The 17,173-nt window shown below is 68.4% G+C and carries 16 protein-coding genes; 10 read left to right on the top strand and 6 right to left on the bottom strand.

Features of this window, described 5'->3' with window-relative positions; all coding sequences use genetic code 11:
* Nucleotides 1-109: 109 nt before the first annotated feature.
* The 3 genes from tpg to tap are packed head-to-tail and all read right to left on the bottom strand — an operon-like array spanning nucleotide 110 to nucleotide 3,056.
* The gene (gene tpg, locus ACIPTO_RS42490; protein WP_401201159.1) at nucleotides 110-700 is read right to left on the bottom strand and encodes a telomere-protecting terminal protein Tpg; all 591 of its coding nucleotides are present in this window, start codon (nucleotides 698-700) and stop codon (nucleotides 110-112) included.
* A 1-nt stretch (nucleotide 701) separates the two neighbouring features.
* Nucleotides 702-947, bottom strand: coding sequence for a hypothetical protein (locus ACIPTO_RS42485; RefSeq protein WP_401201157.1), 246 nt, complete (start codon nucleotides 945-947; stop codon nucleotides 702-704).
* Nucleotides 948-950: 3 nt separating this feature from the next.
* Nucleotides 951-3,056 (bottom strand): telomere-associated protein Tap, encoded by a 2,106-nt coding sequence (gene tap / locus ACIPTO_RS42480; protein WP_401201154.1) that lies wholly within the window; start codon nucleotides 3,054-3,056, stop codon nucleotides 951-953.
* A 92-nt stretch (nucleotides 3,057-3,148) separates the two neighbouring features.
* Here tap and ACIPTO_RS42475 point away from each other — a divergent pair, with 92 nt between their 5' ends.
* Complete coding sequence (locus ACIPTO_RS42475) at nucleotides 3,149-3,295, top strand: hypothetical protein (RefSeq protein ID WP_401201151.1); 147 nt, start codon at nucleotides 3,149-3,151, stop codon at nucleotides 3,293-3,295.
* Between the two features lie 157 nt (nucleotides 3,296-3,452).
* Here ACIPTO_RS42475 and ACIPTO_RS42470 read toward each other — a convergent pair whose 3' ends face one another.
* The 3 genes from ACIPTO_RS42470 to ACIPTO_RS42460 all read right to left on the bottom strand — a co-directional run bounded on the left by ACIPTO_RS42470 (nucleotide 3,453) and on the right by ACIPTO_RS42460 (nucleotide 6,943).
* Nucleotides 3,453-5,852, bottom strand: a complete 2,400-nt coding sequence (locus ACIPTO_RS42470; protein ID WP_401201148.1) for a Helicase associated domain protein — start codon at nucleotides 5,850-5,852, stop codon at nucleotides 3,453-3,455.
* 259 nt (nucleotides 5,853-6,111) lie between these two features.
* On the bottom strand, nucleotides 6,112-6,438 hold the full coding sequence (locus tag ACIPTO_RS42465; protein ID WP_401201146.1) for a hypothetical protein: 327 nt from the start codon (nucleotides 6,436-6,438) through the stop codon (nucleotides 6,112-6,114).
* Between the two features lie 13 nt (nucleotides 6,439-6,451).
* Complete coding sequence (locus tag ACIPTO_RS42460; protein WP_401201143.1) at nucleotides 6,452-6,943, bottom strand: hypothetical protein; 492 nt, start codon at nucleotides 6,941-6,943, stop codon at nucleotides 6,452-6,454.
* 239 nt (nucleotides 6,944-7,182) lie between these two features.
* On the opposite strand from ACIPTO_RS42460, the gene ACIPTO_RS42455 reads away from it, so the two are divergent.
* From ACIPTO_RS42455 to ACIPTO_RS42415, 9 genes are all read left to right on the top strand, one after another.
* A complete protein-coding gene (locus tag ACIPTO_RS42455; RefSeq protein WP_401201248.1) occupies nucleotides 7,183-7,266 on the top strand; it encodes a putative leader peptide in 84 nt (27 codons plus the stop codon).
* 215 nt (nucleotides 7,267-7,481) lie between these two features.
* On the top strand, nucleotides 7,482-8,045 hold the full coding sequence (locus ACIPTO_RS42450) for a winged helix-turn-helix domain-containing protein (RefSeq protein ID WP_401201140.1): 564 nt from the start codon (nucleotides 7,482-7,484) through the stop codon (nucleotides 8,043-8,045).
* A gap of 412 nt (nucleotides 8,046-8,457) precedes the next feature.
* Nucleotides 8,458-9,849, top strand: a complete 1,392-nt coding sequence (locus tag ACIPTO_RS42445; protein WP_401201137.1) for an FAD-binding oxidoreductase — start codon at nucleotides 8,458-8,460, stop codon at nucleotides 9,847-9,849.
* Nucleotides 9,850-10,641: 792 nt separating this feature from the next.
* Nucleotides 10,642-11,517 carry an ABC transporter permease gene (locus ACIPTO_RS42440; RefSeq protein ID WP_401201134.1) on the top strand — a complete coding sequence of 292 codons (876 nt, stop codon included), beginning with the start codon at nucleotides 10,642-10,644 and terminating at the stop codon, nucleotides 11,515-11,517.
* A 97-nt stretch (nucleotides 11,518-11,614) separates the two neighbouring features.
* Nucleotides 11,615-12,628, top strand: a complete 1,014-nt coding sequence (locus ACIPTO_RS42435; RefSeq protein WP_401201247.1) for an ABC transporter substrate-binding protein — start codon at nucleotides 11,615-11,617, stop codon at nucleotides 12,626-12,628.
* Entirely contained in the window at nucleotides 12,615-13,451 is an 837-nt protein-coding gene (locus ACIPTO_RS42430) for an ABC transporter ATP-binding protein (protein ID WP_401201132.1), read from the top strand. The genes ACIPTO_RS42435 and ACIPTO_RS42430 overlap by 14 nt, the downstream gene beginning before the upstream one ends.
* Before the next feature lie 83 nt (nucleotides 13,452-13,534).
* Nucleotides 13,535-14,425 carry a TauD/TfdA dioxygenase family protein gene (locus ACIPTO_RS42425; protein WP_401201129.1) on the top strand — a complete coding sequence of 297 codons (891 nt, stop codon included), beginning with the start codon at nucleotides 13,535-13,537 and terminating at the stop codon, nucleotides 14,423-14,425.
* Nucleotides 14,426-14,803: 378 nt separating this feature from the next.
* Entirely contained in the window at nucleotides 14,804-16,015 is a 1,212-nt protein-coding gene (locus ACIPTO_RS42420; RefSeq protein WP_401201126.1) for a S8 family peptidase, read from the top strand.
* Between the two features lie 224 nt (nucleotides 16,016-16,239).
* Nucleotides 16,240-17,007, top strand: coding sequence for a GNAT family N-acetyltransferase (locus ACIPTO_RS42415; protein WP_401201244.1), 768 nt, complete (start codon nucleotides 16,240-16,242; stop codon nucleotides 17,005-17,007).
* The last annotated feature ends 166 nt before the right edge of the window (nucleotides 17,008-17,173 follow it).

The following is a 17,173-nucleotide window of genomic DNA, read 5'->3' as shown; positions in this document are numbered from 1 at the left end:
TGATGGGGTGATCGGTGACAACGCAGTGGGATTGGCCAACTCTCCGCTAACTGGCCAAGTGGAGCGCTCGGTCATAGAAGGGGTAATTGATGTTCGCCATTTAGAGCTCTCAATATTCGATGTCGATGTAATCGATATCCGTGAATTCGACTTCCAGGTGGTCAGCACGGAGGCCGTTGTCCTTGAAATAGTGCTCCTGGAGGCCCTCGGCGATCACTTCGTTCGGTGACTCGTTGCTACGGCCCTGCTGAGCGTCGAACAGGCGGCGGGCGTAGGCGGCCGACAGACGGACGGTCAGGCGCCGGAAGCGGCCGTCGTCGGTGGTACCGCCGGGAGCGTCGTAGCCGAACCGCGCTCTGGTCTCCACCGTGATGCCGCCCGTGGTGGCGGCCTCCTTCTGCTTCTGGAACCGCACCCGCGGCTGCCAGCGGGCGCGTACCGCTGCGTCGAGGCGGTCAGCGACCGCCTTCGGCGGGTGCTTGCGGTCGCCCTTGCGGTAACGCTCCACGGAACGCTGGCTGATGCCTAGCTCCGCCGCGACGGCCTTGGTCGTCCTTAGCTGCCTGAGCAGAAAGTTGATTCGTCCTTGGAGTGTCTTGGGCGGCTCGCGCGTGAACTTCTCCTGGCTGGCGCGCTCGACGGCGTCGCCGATGATCGCGTCGTCGCGGTCTGCGTTTGTGGGACGGATCCGTCGCGCCACGTCAGTGCCCTTTCAGTGTCAGGTCCCGGCTGTCGGGATCGACCAGCCGAAACCAGGTCTCGCGTGTCTCGCGCAGGTCATGCCGCCACAGCTCGACGCGCGGTGAGCGGCGCCAAGTACGCAGGGAGCGCTGCAGGGCCTCCAGGCGATCCGACGTCCGCTCCGGCTCCGCGCCGTCCTCCGGCAACGACGTGCCGCTTGTGGCGGATCCGTCACAAGCGGCAGTCCAGCCGGTGTCGGTGGCCACGGCCTACTCCCCCTCGTCAAGGACGGAGTCGCCGCCCTTGATGTGGCGGGCGGGGTTGTAGCCCTGTTCCATCAGGTCGACCGCCCACGGCATCGGCTGGACGCCTTCCAGCTTCGCCAGGCCCGGGGTGGGCCCGAGGCGGAAGCCGCCCGGCTGCGGCTTGCCGGACGCCGCGTACGGGAGGATGTCCAGCGGGCTGTCCCCGGGGCTCGCGTAGACGACACAGTCGGACAGCACGGCGAGCGGGTAGCGGCCCGTGAGTTTGACCATGTTGTTGAGCTTGCGGTGCATGTTGACCCGCGCCTTGGAGATGACGGCGTTACGGATCCACGGGGCCCACGTCGCGCGCTGCATGGCCGGCCACGGGTCGCCGTCCTTGTAGCCCCGGCCCTGTGGCCCTTCGAAGAGCTTGCCGATGCCGCCCTTGACCGTGCCCTTGATCGCGGCCAGCACGGCGGTCAGGGCCGGGTCGATCTCCTTGTGCCGTTCCATCGCCGCGAGGAACTCGGCGTCGGACAGGTCTTTGGTGACGCCGAGGTCGGCGAGGGTGTCGACGTAGGCGGTCTTGAGGCGCTCGTGCCACGGGTCCAGGTAGGCGCCGGTCTCGCGGCGCAGGTAGGCCTCGATCGGGGCGACGTTGTGGCCGAGTTCCTGGGCGTAGGCGACGGTGTGCGTCTGGTACCAGGCCGGCCCCGTCGGCCGGGTGCCGTCCGGGGTGAACGGTGAGGGCAGGCGCGGGTCCAGCGCGATGTGGGAGAGGTCGACCAGCCAGCAGCCGGGGATCTTCGGGTTGAACGTCGGGGCGTGGAAGTGGTCGGGGGCGGACAGGCCCACGGTGAGCCGGGCCGCGGCCGCGAGGAACGCCGTGTTGAGGTCTAGGCCGACCACGAACGGCAGCGTCACCTCGACGGCGGTCAGCAGGTCAACCGGCCGCACCCACTGGTAGGCCTCCTCGTTGAGGAACCCGCCCTTCCAGCCCTGCGCGACGGGGTGCTCGGGCCGGGCCTCCGGCGGCGCGGGCGGAATGGGTTCGGTGCCGAGAGAGCCCGGGTTGTGACCGCTCACCCAGTTGCCGGTCTCCGCGTCGCGCACGGCGCGGGTCGGCGGGCGCAGCGCGGTCATCAGCTCCAGGCCGTTGACGGCCGTGGAGCCTCGAGGGGTGATGACCCGGGTCGCGTACACCGCCAGGACGCGGGCGATGTCGGCCGGCTCCATGTCTGTGACGCCGGGCCAGGACCGGGTATCGAGGGCGTCCCACGGCAGGATGGCCAGTTGTACGCACTGCCGCTCGCGCCCCTGCGCCTTGCGATAGATCCGCACCCACGGGCCGAACCCGCGCTTCGTCAACTGCCACTTCGCCCGGGTGATCTGCTTGACGACCGGATGGTCCTCATCCAGGCGCAGACCCCGGCGGTCCTCCAGGCGCTCCGGCAGACCGAACTTCACCGCGGCCGCCGCGGTGAGGACGATCAGCGGGTCGGAGTCCTTGCCGTTCTTGTGCAGACGCGCCGCGCCGAGAGCCGACTCCTTCAGCGTCCACTCCACCAGCTGCGCAATCGTGGTCGCCGGGCAGTCCAGCACGATCCCGCCGACGCCGTACGCGGAGCCATCCCCATCCAGCACGGCGAGCGGACCGTGCGGGAAGCGCGGGTCAACCACGGGCGCGGCGGCGCGTGCTGGCGACGAACGCCGCGACGTCGCCGGGCGGGCCGCGGGACGCTCCTGTACCGGCTTCACCGTGACGCCGGTGTCCGGCTCAGCCTCGTCCTGTTCGACGGTGGGTACGCGGGTGAACGTCTCGGGCACCTCCGGCTGCGAGGCGACAACGGGGGCCGGGGCGGGTGCGGCGGGGGCAGTGTGTGCCGGGTACTTCGCCGCCCAGCCGTCCAGCAGCCGCCTGTAGGCGGACAGCCGCGGCTCCTTCGGCTCACTCCTGCCATTGTCCCAGTTCTTCACAGTCTGCTCGGTCACCCCGAGGGCCTTCGCCATACGGGCCTGCGTGATCCCGGCGGCCTGCCGCAGCCGGGCCCGCTCCGCCGGGGGCGGGAGCTGCGGCTCCTCCTCCAGCAGAGCGTCGACGTTCGCGAACAGCTCTTCCTCGGTTGCCATGCGATGCGCACCTCCATCATGAACACTACCAGCATCCCCCCTGCATTTAACCTATTTCTTTACTCGATCGACCCAACTTCTGGAGGGGTGCCGTGTGCCTAACGACAGCGGGGAGCGCAGTCTTCGTCGCAGCCGTCGTTGTCCTCACCCTCGGCCACGTGACCGAGGCGATAGAGCTGTTCGTCATCGCGACCGCCGCCTGGGCGGGCGTCGCCGCGACGCAGTGCTTCCGCGTCTGACCTCACGGGACGATGGACCAACCTTCACCCAACACCCCTTCAGGGCAAGCGAGTTGGTCGCCATGCTCGCCAGAGGCTGAGCGCGGCAACCAGCCCGGCGAGATCGACGAGGCCCACAGAACGTGGAACGTAGCCGTGGGCGGTGCTTACCGGTCGCCTAAGTTGCCCAGTCAAGCCCGAGGAGGGCGAGCTGGCGGAGTCTGTGGGTGGTGAGTCTGTCCCGCCGCGATTTCGTGTTCGACAAGAAGACGCCCAGTTTCAAGGGGTGTTCCTGGCCGTCGATGACAACGGTCTCGACATGCTTGCGGGGAACGGTCAGGTGGCCTTCCCGGGTCTTGTACTGCCGCAGGGCTTCAAGTCCGCGTTCGAAAGCGTCGACGCCGCTCTTGCGGGCTCGTGCGGGGGTTTCCTGCTGCGCGGGCTGCGGTAGGACGCCGAGCTGCTCCAGTCGCTCGCGCTGGCCCTCCGTCAGGTCCGCCCAGGCCTCAGGTTTCTGCTGACGGGCCAGCCATTTGCCGACGTCCATGCCATGCACCGTGACCCCGGGCTCGACGGAGGCGGGCATGCTCTCCTCGACGAGCATCTCGCGTACGGCCGCGTAGTGGCGCTGCCAGTCGGCCGGCCACTGTGGGTTCCAGTCAGGGTCGACCGCCTTCAACTCGGTCTCCCAGTCGGGGTGTTTGGCCAGCGCGCCGGCGCGGCGGAGGTTGGACAGCCATTGCCCCACCGGCCGATCCAGTGCCGTCGCATCCCTGGGCGCGCACAGTGTCCAGTGCTGGTCGTAGTAGGCGCGTGCGGCCTCCAGGTTCTCCTGGAAGCGTTCGTCGGCGACGGACCAGACCATGCCGAGCTTCTCCAGCCGCCCGGCGCGCTGGCCGTTCATCTGCCCGGCCCCGTACGCCCGTCGCTGCTCTGCGATCCACTGCCCGAGGGGGTAGGCGCCTTCCTTGTGGCCGTAGGGCACCCGGGCGTGTTTCTCGCGTTCGGTGTACTTCTTCAGGGCCGACCAGCCGCGGCCCCAGTCCTGGCGTTCGGTGTCGATGACGTTGAACGACACCCAGTCCGCGACCATGCGCGGATCGCGCGGGGTGGCGAAGCGCAGCAGCAGGCGGGTTTCTTCCTCGCCGTCCTTGGGCGGCGTGCCGATGTGTGTGGACGGCTGCACGTCGGCCTTCTGCGGCTCTTGCGGGATCGCGAGCAGTTCTACGGCCTCTTCGTCGTGAGCCCGCAGTCCTTGCAGGACCTGCACCAGCGGCCGGTAGGAGCCGGAGGTGAACATGTCCTCCGGCCCTGCGTCCGGCTGCAGGAAGACGGGCACGATCAGCGAGGCGAGCTTGTTCTGTCCCGGCTGCTGCCGCAGCGCCCGGCCGATGGCCTGGACGATGTCGTGGGGTGCCCCCTTGGGGTCCAGGAGGGCGACGCAGTCCACGGCCCGGATGTCCACACCCTCACCCAGGACCCGGCAGTTCGACAGGACCGCCCGCATAGCGGTGGTGGCGAATTCCCCGAAGACCTGGCGCCGGTGTTCCGGGTCGTGCTCGCCGCACAGCCAGTCGGCCCACATCGTCGCCGGGTACGTCTCGGGCTGGTCGGCGTGCAGCTTCGCCGCGACGCGCTCCAGGCCCTCGGCGTAGGCCTGTGCCTCGATCGTCCGGTGGTGGAAGGTGATGCACGTGCTGAGGTTGTGCTCCGCCATGCTCCGCAGCAGCGCGGCGTGGAGTGCCGCGAGGCGCTGTCCGCGCACCTCCTCACTGCGCCGTTCATCGCCCATCAGCCGCTCCGGGGTGACGACCGGGTCCCTCAGCTCCATGACGATGATCTGGTAGCGGGCGAGCAGACCGCGGGAGACCGCCGACGCCGTGGAGAGCCTGTAGAGCACCGGACCGAAGACGTCTTCGTCGTCCATGGAGGCCGCCATCTCCTCCGGCAGCGCGTTACGCACCCCCTCGGTGACCTCCCAGTGCGCAGGGCGCTCCTGCCAGATCCGCGGCGTCGCCGTCAGATACAGCCGCCGCGCCGCCGGGATGACCACCTGGTCGTGGACGGCGGCCCACGCCTTTCCCAGCGATCCACTGGTGCGGTGGGCCTCGTCGACACACACCAGGTCCATGGGGGAAAGCTGCTGGCCGTACGCACCGGCGAAGGCGTCAGCCAGGACGCCGAGCGAGGCATACGTGGCGTAGACGGTGATCGGCCCGTCACCGTGCCACAGCGCCAGCTGGATGGGATTGGTGGTGCACCGGACCTTCAGGTTCCACAGTTCCGGGTCGTCATGGAGCGAACACACCGCGACTGCCGGGCCGTTGTGGCCGGCCGCGCGCCACGCCCGCACGGTCTGGGTCAGCAGATCGAGTGTCGGCACGAGCACAAGGACGCGTCCCCTGGGCGCGATCCGCTTCGCCGCCGCGGCGGCGATGATCGTCTTGCCGGTCCCGCACGCCGCGTGCACCTGCCCGCGCAGGCCGTTGGAGGGGATCCCGCCGGGTGGGACGTCCAGACCCCGCACGATGGCGGCCACGGCTTCAACCTGGTGATCGCGCAGTCTGAGTCCGGTCACCGCTCACCCCTCACCTGCCGCCGTCCACATCACCAAGAGAGCCTAGCAGGCATTACCCTTTTATTTATCCCTTAATTTGACTTACACAGTGAGCGACTACTCCCTCGTTGCAGCTCAGACCGATGCGGTAGGGAGGCCAGAACCCGGTGCGCCTCGCCTGCGCGGCCGCCTTCGGTGCGGAAGGACTTCATCCTCCATATTCACCCCGTCACTTCATTCCCCGTGGCGCTCCCCATCAGGTCGAGAATCAGCCTGATTTTCAAGAACCACTGATTCGGAGAGTTGCTAGGTCGTCGTCGATGGCCAGGTAGTACCGGTCGACAACTCGTCCGCTCGCCATGTCCTCCAGGACGAGTTGAAGCGCACGAAGCCGTTTCAGCGCCCGCGCAGTTCGAAGGCCGTCCTTGTCAGGGCGGGGAACTGCCGACAGCTCATCGAAGTATGGTTTCACGGAGGGCCAGCCCGGCGAGGGTTCGACCTCAGAGATGAAGAACGGCTGGTCGGCTCGAAGGTAGTGCAGGGTGCACACGACTTCTCCGTCCCGGAGCAGTCTCCAGGTCCCCTGTGGCGCGTGGATGTCGCTCACTTGGCTTCGCGCACTACCGGCAGAGGAAGGTTTCGCCCACGCCGGTCCGTCTGAGTCCCATGGACTCGATGGACTTGTGGCGGTCCTCGCGCTCACCGAAGTCGCGCAGTGCCGCCACGCCGGACGGTGGGAGGGAGCGGGCCACCTTGGCGATGAGATCTCGCAGCGGAGTGCCGATCAGCGACGCGCCGTCATGGAGCGCGGTGAATCCGTACAGGTTGTTGCGCGGGTCCTCAAGGTACGCCTCGGCCAGGCCTATGGCCACGAGTCGGCGCCGCAGCGGTTCGGGGGACCGGGTCCTGACCGCCACCGACGCCATGCGCTTGCCGTAGGCACTCAACACCCCTGCGGCCCACGGGTCCATGTCGAGGGGCTCCGGGGAGTTCATGTACGCGGTGACGAAAGCATCAACTTCGGCGTCCAGTTCATGCGGAAGCCTGACTCCCAGGTAGCCGTTGAAGCGTCTGTCCAGGAAGCCCGCCGGGTTGATCTGCGGACCGCCCATTTCATGGTCACGTTCTCGAGGGGACAAGGTACTCTCCGCTCCACCAGCATCCGGCCCGCTTCCGCGACTGCCGACTCGAAGACAGCGGTGTCCACCACGCCTTTCGCGACATCGCCAGCGTGCACAACCTCGCCCTCAACGGGTAACCAAGCCGATCGAGCCCCGGCCTCCCCGCGCTATCCCTACCGTTTAAGTAGAGAAACGTTGACGCCGCCATCGTACTGACTCACCATGGAGCCATGTCCCGCGCGCAAGTGCCCCTGGTACGCCGTCGGCACGTCGACTTCCGTCGAGTGGCCAGCGCCGTCTGCCGACGCGCCTAGAAAAGTAACCGGCGATCTGCGAAACATCTGATCGCCCGTCTTTTCTACCTCCTTTGACCCGTAGGTCCGACAGATGGTTGAGCCATCGCCGCACCGGGTCTCCATGGGCCTCCCATCGAGCAGTCGCTCCGGCTCGTCAGGGTTTCCACCCCTCTGGCGCGACGGCCGATGTGCCGCCCGTACAACTCCCCGTACCCAGGGAAGGGACTACAGCCATGACTTCGGCATCCCCACCTCACGCAGCCTTGCTCCACACCTCGCCAGCCGCTTCTCCTAGCCTGCGTCTTGTGCACGAAGGCAGACCGGAAGAAGGAAGGGACCGCACACCGCCCGACGACGGATCAGCGCTCGTCGGCTATTTGGTGCTGCTCCCCAAGGGGGTCGACCCGGCCGCGCTCTTCGCTGGCACAGGACTGCGGCCACAGATCCATCCCGTCGCCCCCGGGACCGTACCGCTCCTGGCACGCACGCCGGACAAGTCTGTACCGGCCGGTGACTCGATCCGCATCGACACAGAGCGTCACGTCGCCGAACTGGACGGAGACGAACTCGACCTCACGTACATGGAGTTCGCGCTGCTTGCCCGACTCGTGATTCATCCGTATCGAGTCCACACACGGGAACAGTTGGTCGAGCACGTGTGGGGACACACCCACATGGGGGACGGACGCACCGTCGATGTGCACATCGCACGTTTGCGCCGAAAGCTTGGCACGGCTCACCGGCAACGAATCGCGACAGTGCGACGGGTGGGGTACAAGTACGTGCCCGCCCCCTGACGTGAGCGTCCCGGTCGGTTCCGCGAGCGGGGCATCTCATGGTGTCGATCCGGGTTGTCAGTGGTACGCCAAGTCCCGGGGCGCAGAACGCCACCCGCCTTCTCGATGCAGAACAGGTCTGCGGGTGGTTCGCCTCGCCCGACAGGTTCAGCCGGTCAGCCAGGTCCAGCATCTGACGCCTCGCACACGCCCATGACGCCACACCTGCCGCCCTTGTCTCGGCGACGAGCGACACGACCTGGCGGAGCAGGCATCCGTCCGGCGACGGCTGCCCGTACCTTCTTCAGCGGCGCGTCGCGGCTCGCACCGACCGCGCCCAGCAGGGTGCTCTTTCGCCCCGTACGGACACACGCCGGGACGGCCGGCACCCTGCCTCCGTGCAAGCCCTGGACTCGATCCGGAGGACCGACGTATGACGTACCCGCCCACTCCGCCCCGCGCGACCGACGCACTGCTGGCCGATCTGCGTCGTGACCTGCCCCGGTCAGCCCTCAGTAGCGGCCCCGAGACGACCGCCCCGTATGCCGCCGACCGTTCCGGCAACCGCCCGGACGGCGTGCCGCTGGCCGTAGTCCACGCTGCGAACAGCGACCACGTGCGGACGACGCTGCGGCGCGCGCACGCGCTGCGGATACCGGTGGTGCCACGCGGGACTGGGACAGGGCTGGCCGGCGGCGCGAACGCCGGTACGGACAGCGTGGTACTCGACCTGTCCCGGATGAACAGGATCCTCGACCTGGACCCGCACGAACAGATCGCCGTTGTCGAACCGGGCGTCATCATCGCCGAACTCGACCACGCGGCAGGCGAGTTCGGATTGCGCTACGCGCCGGACCCGGCCAGCGCGGCCATCTCCACCATCGGCGGCAACATCGCCACCAATGCGGGTGGGCTGCGCTGTGCCAAGTACGGAGTGACCCGGGACGCGGTGCTGGGCCTGGACGTTGTTCTCGCGGATGGCACCGCGATACGAACCGGCAGCCGCGCAGTCAGAGGTGTCGCCGGATACGACCTGACAGCCTTGCTCATCGGCTCCGAGGGAACTCTGGGCGTGATCACCGCCGCGACGGTGCGGCTGCGCCCACTGCCGGAGGCGACGGTCACCGTCGCGGCGTCGTTCGCCACGTTCGCCGAGGGCGCCAACGCGGTGACAGCGCTCACCGCGGCCCGACTTGAGCCGTCCATGGCCGAGTTGCTGGACGGACCGGTGCTGGCCGCCGTGGACGACGCGCAGGGCACCGACCTGCGCTTGCACGGCGGTGCGCTGTTGCTCTTGCAGTGGGAGGGACGGTCCGCGGCGGCCGATGCCGAAGGGGCGGTACAGCTGTTGTGGAAGCGGGCGACATCAATCGAGACGACCAACGATCCGGCGGAGACGGATCGGCTGCTCGCGGCCCGCCGTCTCGCCCTGCCCTCCCTGGAGCGACTGGGCCGCGTACTGATCGAAGGCATCGCGGTTCCCCGAACCCAACTGGCCTCAGCGGTACGGGAGATAACGGCCATCGCCGAGCGCCGCGGAGTGCGGATCTTCACCTTCGCGCACGCCTCCGACGGCAGTCTCCACCCCGTCCTCGTCCTTGACTCCGACACCCCCGGCATCCCGGACGCAGCCCGGCACGCGGCGGGCGACATCTTCCGCACAGCGCTGCGCCTGGGCGGCACCCTCACGGGAGAGCACGGAGCGGGAACGCTCAAGCGGAACTGGCTCGCCCAAGAGCTCGGCCCCGAGCAGCACGCCCTCCAGCAACGCCTCAAGGCTGCCTTCGATCCACACCTCATCCTCAACCCGGGCAAAGCACTGTGAAGGCCCTTGCCCTCTTCCCTTCCCGGGTCACCCGTGACCACCGTGCTCTCCGGGCCCGCGCCGCCTCCACAAGCTCGATGCTCACCTTGCCCGGGCGGGGCACCGGGGAGCCTGCACCAACATCGCTCCGCCAGGCTGGGGAGGAACGCGTCAACCGCTTAGGGCTCGCATGGGGCAAAATCCTTCAAACCCACGGTTTCTCATGGGCGAGAGACACCCTGCGGAGAACGACGGGGGGAAGGCGGTCAGTCGTGCGACACCAACGACGCAGGGGAGCCAGCCATCTCACCTCGATCACTGGACATCCGGGTTACAGGTCGGATCACTGGCAGGTCCAGACGGCACTTGAGCGACAATCGTGGCGCGGCCAAGCGACACCGGTGGTCATACGCCATCGACGACTTCGCCCGACCCGTGTGAGCGTTCAACTTCCTTGACAGACAGGCCCGTTCCACAGCGTGGACACTGCTGGTGCGGCGCTCCGATCTGCTGTAAAACCAGCCCCATGATGCACGAAGCACTGTCGCGCCCCCTCGTGGTCGACCTGTGCCGCCGTACGGCTTCGTGTTGTTGTCTCTGACTCCCCGCCTCTGAGACGCCCCGCCCGTCCGAACCCCTCTCGGACCGTGTTCCGTGCGTCCACCACTGAGGCATTCGGCGTTCTTCCGCCCGGTTTCCCGCCCACTCGTTGAACCGTTCCGGTCCGGTCGACGCTGTCCGTCGACCTCCGTGCCGTTCCACATCTGGCGGACGAGCTCTTCCGTCGCGTCCGAGGCCCTCAGGAGGCCCCACATGTCCACCACCCCTGCAAAGCCGGTATCCAACGACCTCCCGCCATTGACGGAAGCCAACACCGTCCGCTGGCCAGCCTCCGCTCTGACTGGTGCCGCCACGCGACGACTCGCCCTGCCCTTGGGGTCCTTGGTGCTGTTCCTGGTCCTGTGGCAGGTGGTGGCTGCCAGCGGTGCATGGAGCGAGACGCTCGTACCGCCGCCAGTGAAGGTGTGGGACGCCTTCATCGACGTCTCCACCACCCACGACGGGGTCCGCGGCTACAACGGCACCTATCTGATCGAGCACTTGGGCATCAGCCTGCGGCGCATCGCGTTCGGGGCCGGTATTGGCATCGTCCTCGGGTTGGTCTTCGGGCTGGTCATGGGCACGGTCGGCTGGGTGCGGTCGCTGTTCGAGCCGTGGATCACCTTTCTGCGGACCCTGCCGCCCCTGGCCTACTTCTCTCTCCTGATCGTCTGGCTGGGCATCAACGAGGAGCCGAAGATCACCCTGCTGGCCGTGGCCGCGTTTCCCCCGGTGGCCGTCGCCACCACCACGGCCGTCGCCGCCGCGCCGCGCCAGTTGCAGGAGGCGGCACGGGCACTCGGCGGATCGCGCCGTGACGTCGTCAAGGACGTGATCCTGCCGTCGGCATTGCCGGAGATCTTCACCGGAGTGCGGCTATCCGTCGGAGTGGCCTACTCCTCGCTCGTCGCCGCAGAACTCGTCAACGGTCTGCCGGGCATCGGCGGCATGGTCAAGGACGCCGCCAACTACAACAACACCCCCGTGGTGATCGTCGGTATCGCCGCCATCGGCATCTCCGGCCTCGTCATCGACGGGCTGCTGCTGCGGCTCGAACGCACCGTCGTGCCCTGGCGCGGGCACGCCTGACCCCCACCACCACCCCTATCAGAAACGGCATTTCATGATCTCTTCGGCCTCCAGAACCGTCCCCGGCCCACCCACCGGTCGACCGACCCGCCGCGCCCTGCTCGCCGCCGCCCTCGGCACGGCCACCGTCGCTCTCACCGGCTGCTCGTCGGACGACGGCGGATCCTCCGGAAGCTCCAAGCGCCTGCGCATCGGGTACTTCGCCTTCCCCAGCGGTGACCTGCTGGTCAAGAACCAGAAACTCCTGGAAAAGGCCCTGCCCGACTACAGGATCACCTGGATCAAGTTCGACTCGGGTGCCAGCGTCAACCAGGCCTTCATCGGCGGCTCCCTCGACATCGCGGCCCTCGGGTCGAGTCCGTTCGCCCGCGGTATCGCCGGCTCCTCCCCGATCCCGTACAAGGTCGCCTTCGTCCTCGACGTGGCCGGGGAGAACGAGGCCCTCGTGGCCCGCAAGTCGACGAACATCACCGATGTGGCCGGCCTCAAGGGGAAGACGGTCGCCACCCCCTTCGCCTCGACCTCGCACTACAGCCTGCTGGCCGCTCTGGAGGAGGCCGGTCTGAAGGCATCCGACGTGAAACTGATCGACCTTCAGCCGCAGCCCATCCTCGCCGCGTGGGAGCGGGGTGACATCGACGCCGCCTATGTCTGGCTGCCGACCCTCGACGAACTACGCAAGACGGGAACCCAGCTCGTGAGCAGCAAAGAGATCGGCTCTCGCGGAAAACCGACACTGGACCTGGCCGTGGTGTCCGACGCGCTGATCTCCAAGGACCCTCAGGCGATAGCGACGTGGCGGAAGGTGGAGGCCGAGGGCCTGCGCCGGATCACGTCAGACCCCCAGGGATCGGCCAAGGCCGTCGCCAATGAACTGGGCATCAGCCTCGCCGACGCCAAGGCCCAGCTCACCCAGGGCGTCTTCCTCACCCCGGAGCAGGTCGCCTCGGCCGACTGGCTCGGCACCGAGGGCAGCCCCGGCAAGCTGGCCTCGTATCTGACCGACACCGGGGCGTTCCTCGCCGACCAGAAGCAGATCGACGCCGCGCCCTCGCAGGACACCGTGAGCAAGGCGCTGTACCTCAAGGGGCTGCCCGATGGCATCAAGTGAGATCCGCAGCAAGGAGCAGAGCACGGCGGCCGTCGAGACCCCGGAACGGAACGAGCGGGCCGGTGCGGTACGGCTGGAAAACGTCACCCACCGCTACGGCCGGGGTTCCGAGGCGGTCACGGCCGTGGGGCCGGTCGAACTGGACGTGCCGCCGGGGGAGTTCCTCGTGCTCGTCGGCGCGTCCGGCTGTGGGAAGAGCACCCTGCTGCGGCTGATCGCCGGGTTCGAACGGCCCACCCACGGCAGCGTACGCGTCTCGGGCGCCGAGCCCCGGCCGGGAGAGGCCGCGGGTGTGGTGTTCCAGCAACCGCGCCTCTTCCCGTGGCGCACCGTCGGTGGCAACGTCGACCTGGCGCTGCGCTACGCGGGCGTCCCCAGGGAGCAACGGGCAGTACGGCGAGCCGAGTTGCTGGAGCGCGTCGGCCTCGACGGGACGGACGGACGTCGGGTTTGGGAGATCTCCGGGGGCCAGCAGCAACGCCTCGCCATAGCTCGTGCCCTGGCCGCCGAGAACCCGCTCTTCCTCCTCGACGAGCCCTTCGCCGCGCTGGACGCGCTCACCCGCGAGCGGCTCCAGGAGGACGTGCGGCTGGTCACCGCCCGGACCGGTCGCACGGCCGTGTTCGTCACCCATTCCGCAGACGAGGCCGTGTTCCTCGGCTCTCGGGTCGTGGTGCTCAGCAAGCGCCCGGGAACGGTCGTCCTCGACCTGCCCGTGCCACTCCCCCGCGGGGATGTCGACGCTGAACAGCTGCGTGGCTCGGCCGAGTTCGCCGAACTGCGCGCCCGTGTCGCACACGAGGTGAAGGCCGCCGCGGCCTGAGACCCACCGGTGGACGCACCGGATTCCACCCGGCCCGTGCGCCGGACTCCCACCAGCCGACGTGACGGAAAGAAGAAACAAGGATGACCGTCCTCACCGAACACTCTGACGACGCCCGCGCCACCAACCTGCGGATCACCCCGCTGGGGCCCAGTTTCGGTGCCGAAGTGCACGGAGTCGATCTCGGCAACCTCGACGACCAGCAGGTCGCGGCGGTTCGGGCCGCGCTGGTCACGTACAAGGTGCTGTTCCTGCCGGGCCAGGACATCAGCGACCACGCGCAGATCGATTTCGGACGGCGGCTTGGCGAGGTGACGGCGGGCCATCCGGTGCACGACTCCGGCGCCGCCGTGCCGGACGAGGTGTACTCCCTGGACAGCCAGGACAACGGATTCGCCGACGTGTGGCACACCGATGTGACCTTCGTACAACGCCCGCCGGCGATCTCCATCCTGCGGGCCGTGGTCCTGCCGCCCCACGGCGGGGACACCTCGTGGGCCGACAGCCAACTCGCGTACGAATCGCTGTCGCCGGGGGTGCGCGCGCTGATCGATCCGCTGACCGCGGTCCACGACGGAAGCCGCGAGTTCGGCTACTACCTGGCCCAGCAGCGCGGTGGTCGCGGAAACATCTGGGAGGGCGAGGTCTTCACGGACCTGGTCCCCGTGGAGCATCCCGTGGTCCGGGTGCACCCCGAGAGCGGGCGCAAGGGCCTGTTCGTCAATCCGGGATTCACCTCCCACATCGCCGGTGTCTCGGAGCACGAGAGCCGAGGCATCCTCGACATCCTCTACGCCCATCTGACCAAGCCCGAGCACACGGTCCGTCATCGCTGGCAGCCGGGCGACGTCGCCCTGTGGGACAACCGCGGCACGTCCCATTACGCCAACCGCGACTACGGCGACCAGCACCGCGTCATGCACCGCATCACGTTGCGCGGGGACGCCCCTGTCGGACCCGCTGCCACGCCGTAGTCCCACCGCGAGAGCCGAGCCCGTGGGGCACGGACCCACCACCCCCGGTCGCGGGCGGTCCACGGACCGCCCGCCCTCCAGGACGAGACGATCGACCGCACCGTCGCCCGGGCGCGGAGAGGAAAGGGCCGATTGACCGACTGGCGAAGTTACTCGCCAATACACCCCGCATCAACCGATGAGACATTGCCGAGACATTGCCGAAGATGGCATTTCATGACTCGACAATGGCGCGCTCATGACAATCCCAGCGAAGCCTTGAAACGCTACTCCTCGTCGGCACATCGTCGCTCTACGGCACCGATCACCGGAGCCGTATCCGTCCGAGCACGCGGCGCCACCCCATCGACGCGTGCCGACCGAGGAGGACCATCCCCCATGGCAGCCAGACACACCATCAAGCGGCGGATCGCCGCGGCGATCACCACGACCGCCGCCGCGACGGCGCTCTTCGCGAGTGCCACGGCGCTCCCGGCCGCGGCCGCCCCTGCCTTAGGCACCGTGCTGAACGCCGACAGCACCCACGCCGTGAGCGGCAGCTACATCGTCACCCTGAAGCACGACGCCGGGTTCAAGGCGACCGCGCAGCGCGGCAAGAGCCTGATCTCCGGGTACGGCGGCACGGTCAAGCGGACCTTCACCTCCGCGCTGAACGGCTACTCCGCGACCCTCACCGCTACGGAGGCCCGCCGTCTGGCCGCGGACCCCGAAATCGCCTCGGTGGAACAGGACCAGGTGGTGCACGCACTCGGGACGCAGACCAATGCGCCCTGGGGCCTGGACCGGATCGACCAGACCAACCTCCCGCTGAGCGGGACGTACACCTACCCGGACAGCGGTGGCAGCGGCGCGACGGTCTACGTCCTGGACACCGGTGTACGCATCACCCACCAGGAGTTCGGAGGCCGTGCCTCCTACGGCTACGACTTCGTCGACAACGACGCGACCGCGCAGGACGGCTACGGCCACGGCACCTTCGTCGCCACGAACGTCGCCGGAAGCACCTACGGCGTGGCCAAGCAGGCGAAGATCGTCGCGGTGCGGGTTCTGGGCAACGACGGCTCCGGCACCACCGCGGGCGTCATCGCGGGCGTGGACTGGATCACCTCGCACCACGTCGCCAACTCCGTCGCCAACGTCTCCCTCGGCGGCAGCGCCAGCACCTCGCTGGACACCGCGGTGAACAACTCGATCGCCTCTGGCGTCACTTACTCCATAGCCGCGGGCAACTCGGGCGCCAACGCGGCCAACTACTCCCCGGCCCGGGTCGCCAACGCCATCACCGTGGGCGCCACCACCAGCACCGACGCGCGGGCCAGCTACTCCAACTACGGCTCGACCGTGGACATCTTCGCCCCCGGCAGCAGCATCACCGCCGGCTGGAACACCTCGGACACCGCCACCTACACCGGCAGCGGCACGTCCTTCGCCGCCCCGCACGTCTCTGGCGCGGCGGCGCTCTACCTGACCGCTCACCCGGGCGCCACCCCTGCCACCGTGGCCGCCGCCCTGGTGAACGGGGCGACCAGCAACGTCCTCACAGGCATCGGCACCGGTTCACCGAACAAGCTCCTCAAGCTCGTTCCGTAGCCGGACCAGGCACCACCGATCGGCTCGGGCAGGCCCCCGGTGCACAGGCACTGGGGGCTTCGCCGTGGCCGATCCGCGGGCACTGATCCCGGCCGAATGTGCCGTTCACCGGCTCGCCGCTATCGAGAGCGGCCCAAAAAAACGCATGCGGTCTTCGCGCACTCGTGCTGGGATCGACCGCTGTGAATGATCATTCCTTCGATGAGCCCGACCTGCTGGACCGGATGGAACGCAACCTGGCAGAACACGCCTGCCACCTGCACCGAGGCATGAGCGGTGCGACCGTAACGGAGGCGGGTGACCTGCTGGTCGCGGACAGCGGCCTGGGCGACGACACGTTCAACATCGTGGCCGGGGCCCGGTTCACCGCCGATCAGGCTACGAATCGCATCACCGAGACAACCGAGGCACTGGCCCGCACCGGACGCCCCTTCTCCTGGTGGGTCGGGCCCGCCTCGACGCCGGCGGACCTCACCACCCGTCTGACGGCCGCGGGTCTGCCGGTGTCCGCACGCGAGACGGCGATGTGGGCCGAACTGGACGACACCGTCGCTCCTGCGCCCGCCGTCCATGGTCTGGACATTCAGCGAGTGACCACGCCCGGGCAACTCGCCGACTACGCCACGGTTCTGGCCGCGAACTGGAATCCGCCTGCCGACACCGTCCGACGGTTCTTCGCCCGGGCCGCCTCACAGGCACTGGCCGCGCAGTGCCCGGCCCACTATCTGGTCGGCTACATGGGAGGCCGCCCGGTCTGCACCGCCGAGGTGTTTCACCACGCGGGAGTCGCCGGGATCTACAACATCTCCACCCTGGCCGCCCACCGCCGCCGGGGCTACGGCGGTGCCGTCACCCGCGCGGCACTCCGCACGGCCCGCGACCGGGACCTTCGCATCGCGGTCCTACAGGCCTCGGCCGACGGAGAACCCGTCTATCGCGGACTGGGATTCCGCGCCTGCGGCCAGTTCACCGAACACGCCGCCGACCCCTGAACCAGCCTCCGCCACAGCCGGACAGGCCGCAGCGCTCGTCCCGCGGCTCCCGGGCCCGTGACCTCGACACACGGCCTAGTAGTGCTTCGTTAGGTCTGTGCGTTTGTGCTGATCAAGAGCATCTTGAGGGTGTGGACAGGCATGAAGTGAACCGATTACGGGCGTC

It is taken from the genome of Streptomyces sp. NPDC090083 (genome assembly GCF_044747445.1).
GTDB lineage: Bacteria > Actinomycetota > Actinomycetes > Streptomycetales > Streptomycetaceae > Streptomyces.
This window is presented reverse-complemented; position numbering and strand designations above follow the sequence as displayed.

What these genes read in the sequence shown, in the direction of transcription:
- tap (WP_401201154.1), bottom strand. Translation starts at nt 3,056, where the DNA reads ATGGCAACCGAGGAAGAGCTGTTCGCGAACGTCGACGCTCTGCTGGAG.
- ACIPTO_RS42460 (WP_401201143.1), bottom strand. Translation starts at nt 6,943, where the DNA reads ATGGGCGGTCCGCAGATCAACCCGGCGGGCTTCCTGGACAGACGCTTC.
- ACIPTO_RS42455 (WP_401201248.1), top strand. Translation starts at nt 7,183, where the DNA reads ATGTCCCGCGCGCAAGTGCCCCTGGTACGCCGTCGGCACGTCGACTTC.
- ACIPTO_RS42450 (WP_401201140.1), top strand. Translation starts at nt 7,482, where the DNA reads ATGACTTCGGCATCCCCACCTCACGCAGCCTTGCTCCACACCTCGCCA.
- ACIPTO_RS42445 (WP_401201137.1), top strand. Translation starts at nt 8,458, where the DNA reads ATGACGTACCCGCCCACTCCGCCCCGCGCGACCGACGCACTGCTGGCC.
- ACIPTO_RS42440 (WP_401201134.1), top strand. Translation starts at nt 10,642, where the DNA reads ATGTCCACCACCCCTGCAAAGCCGGTATCCAACGACCTCCCGCCATTG.
- ACIPTO_RS42430 (WP_401201132.1), top strand. Translation starts at nt 12,615, where the DNA reads ATGGCATCAAGTGAGATCCGCAGCAAGGAGCAGAGCACGGCGGCCGTC.
- ACIPTO_RS42425 (WP_401201129.1), top strand. Translation starts at nt 13,535, where the DNA reads ATGACCGTCCTCACCGAACACTCTGACGACGCCCGCGCCACCAACCTG.
- ACIPTO_RS42420 (WP_401201126.1), top strand. Translation starts at nt 14,804, where the DNA reads ATGGCAGCCAGACACACCATCAAGCGGCGGATCGCCGCGGCGATCACC.
- ACIPTO_RS42415 (WP_401201244.1), top strand. Translation starts at nt 16,240, where the DNA reads ATGGAACGCAACCTGGCAGAACACGCCTGCCACCTGCACCGAGGCATG.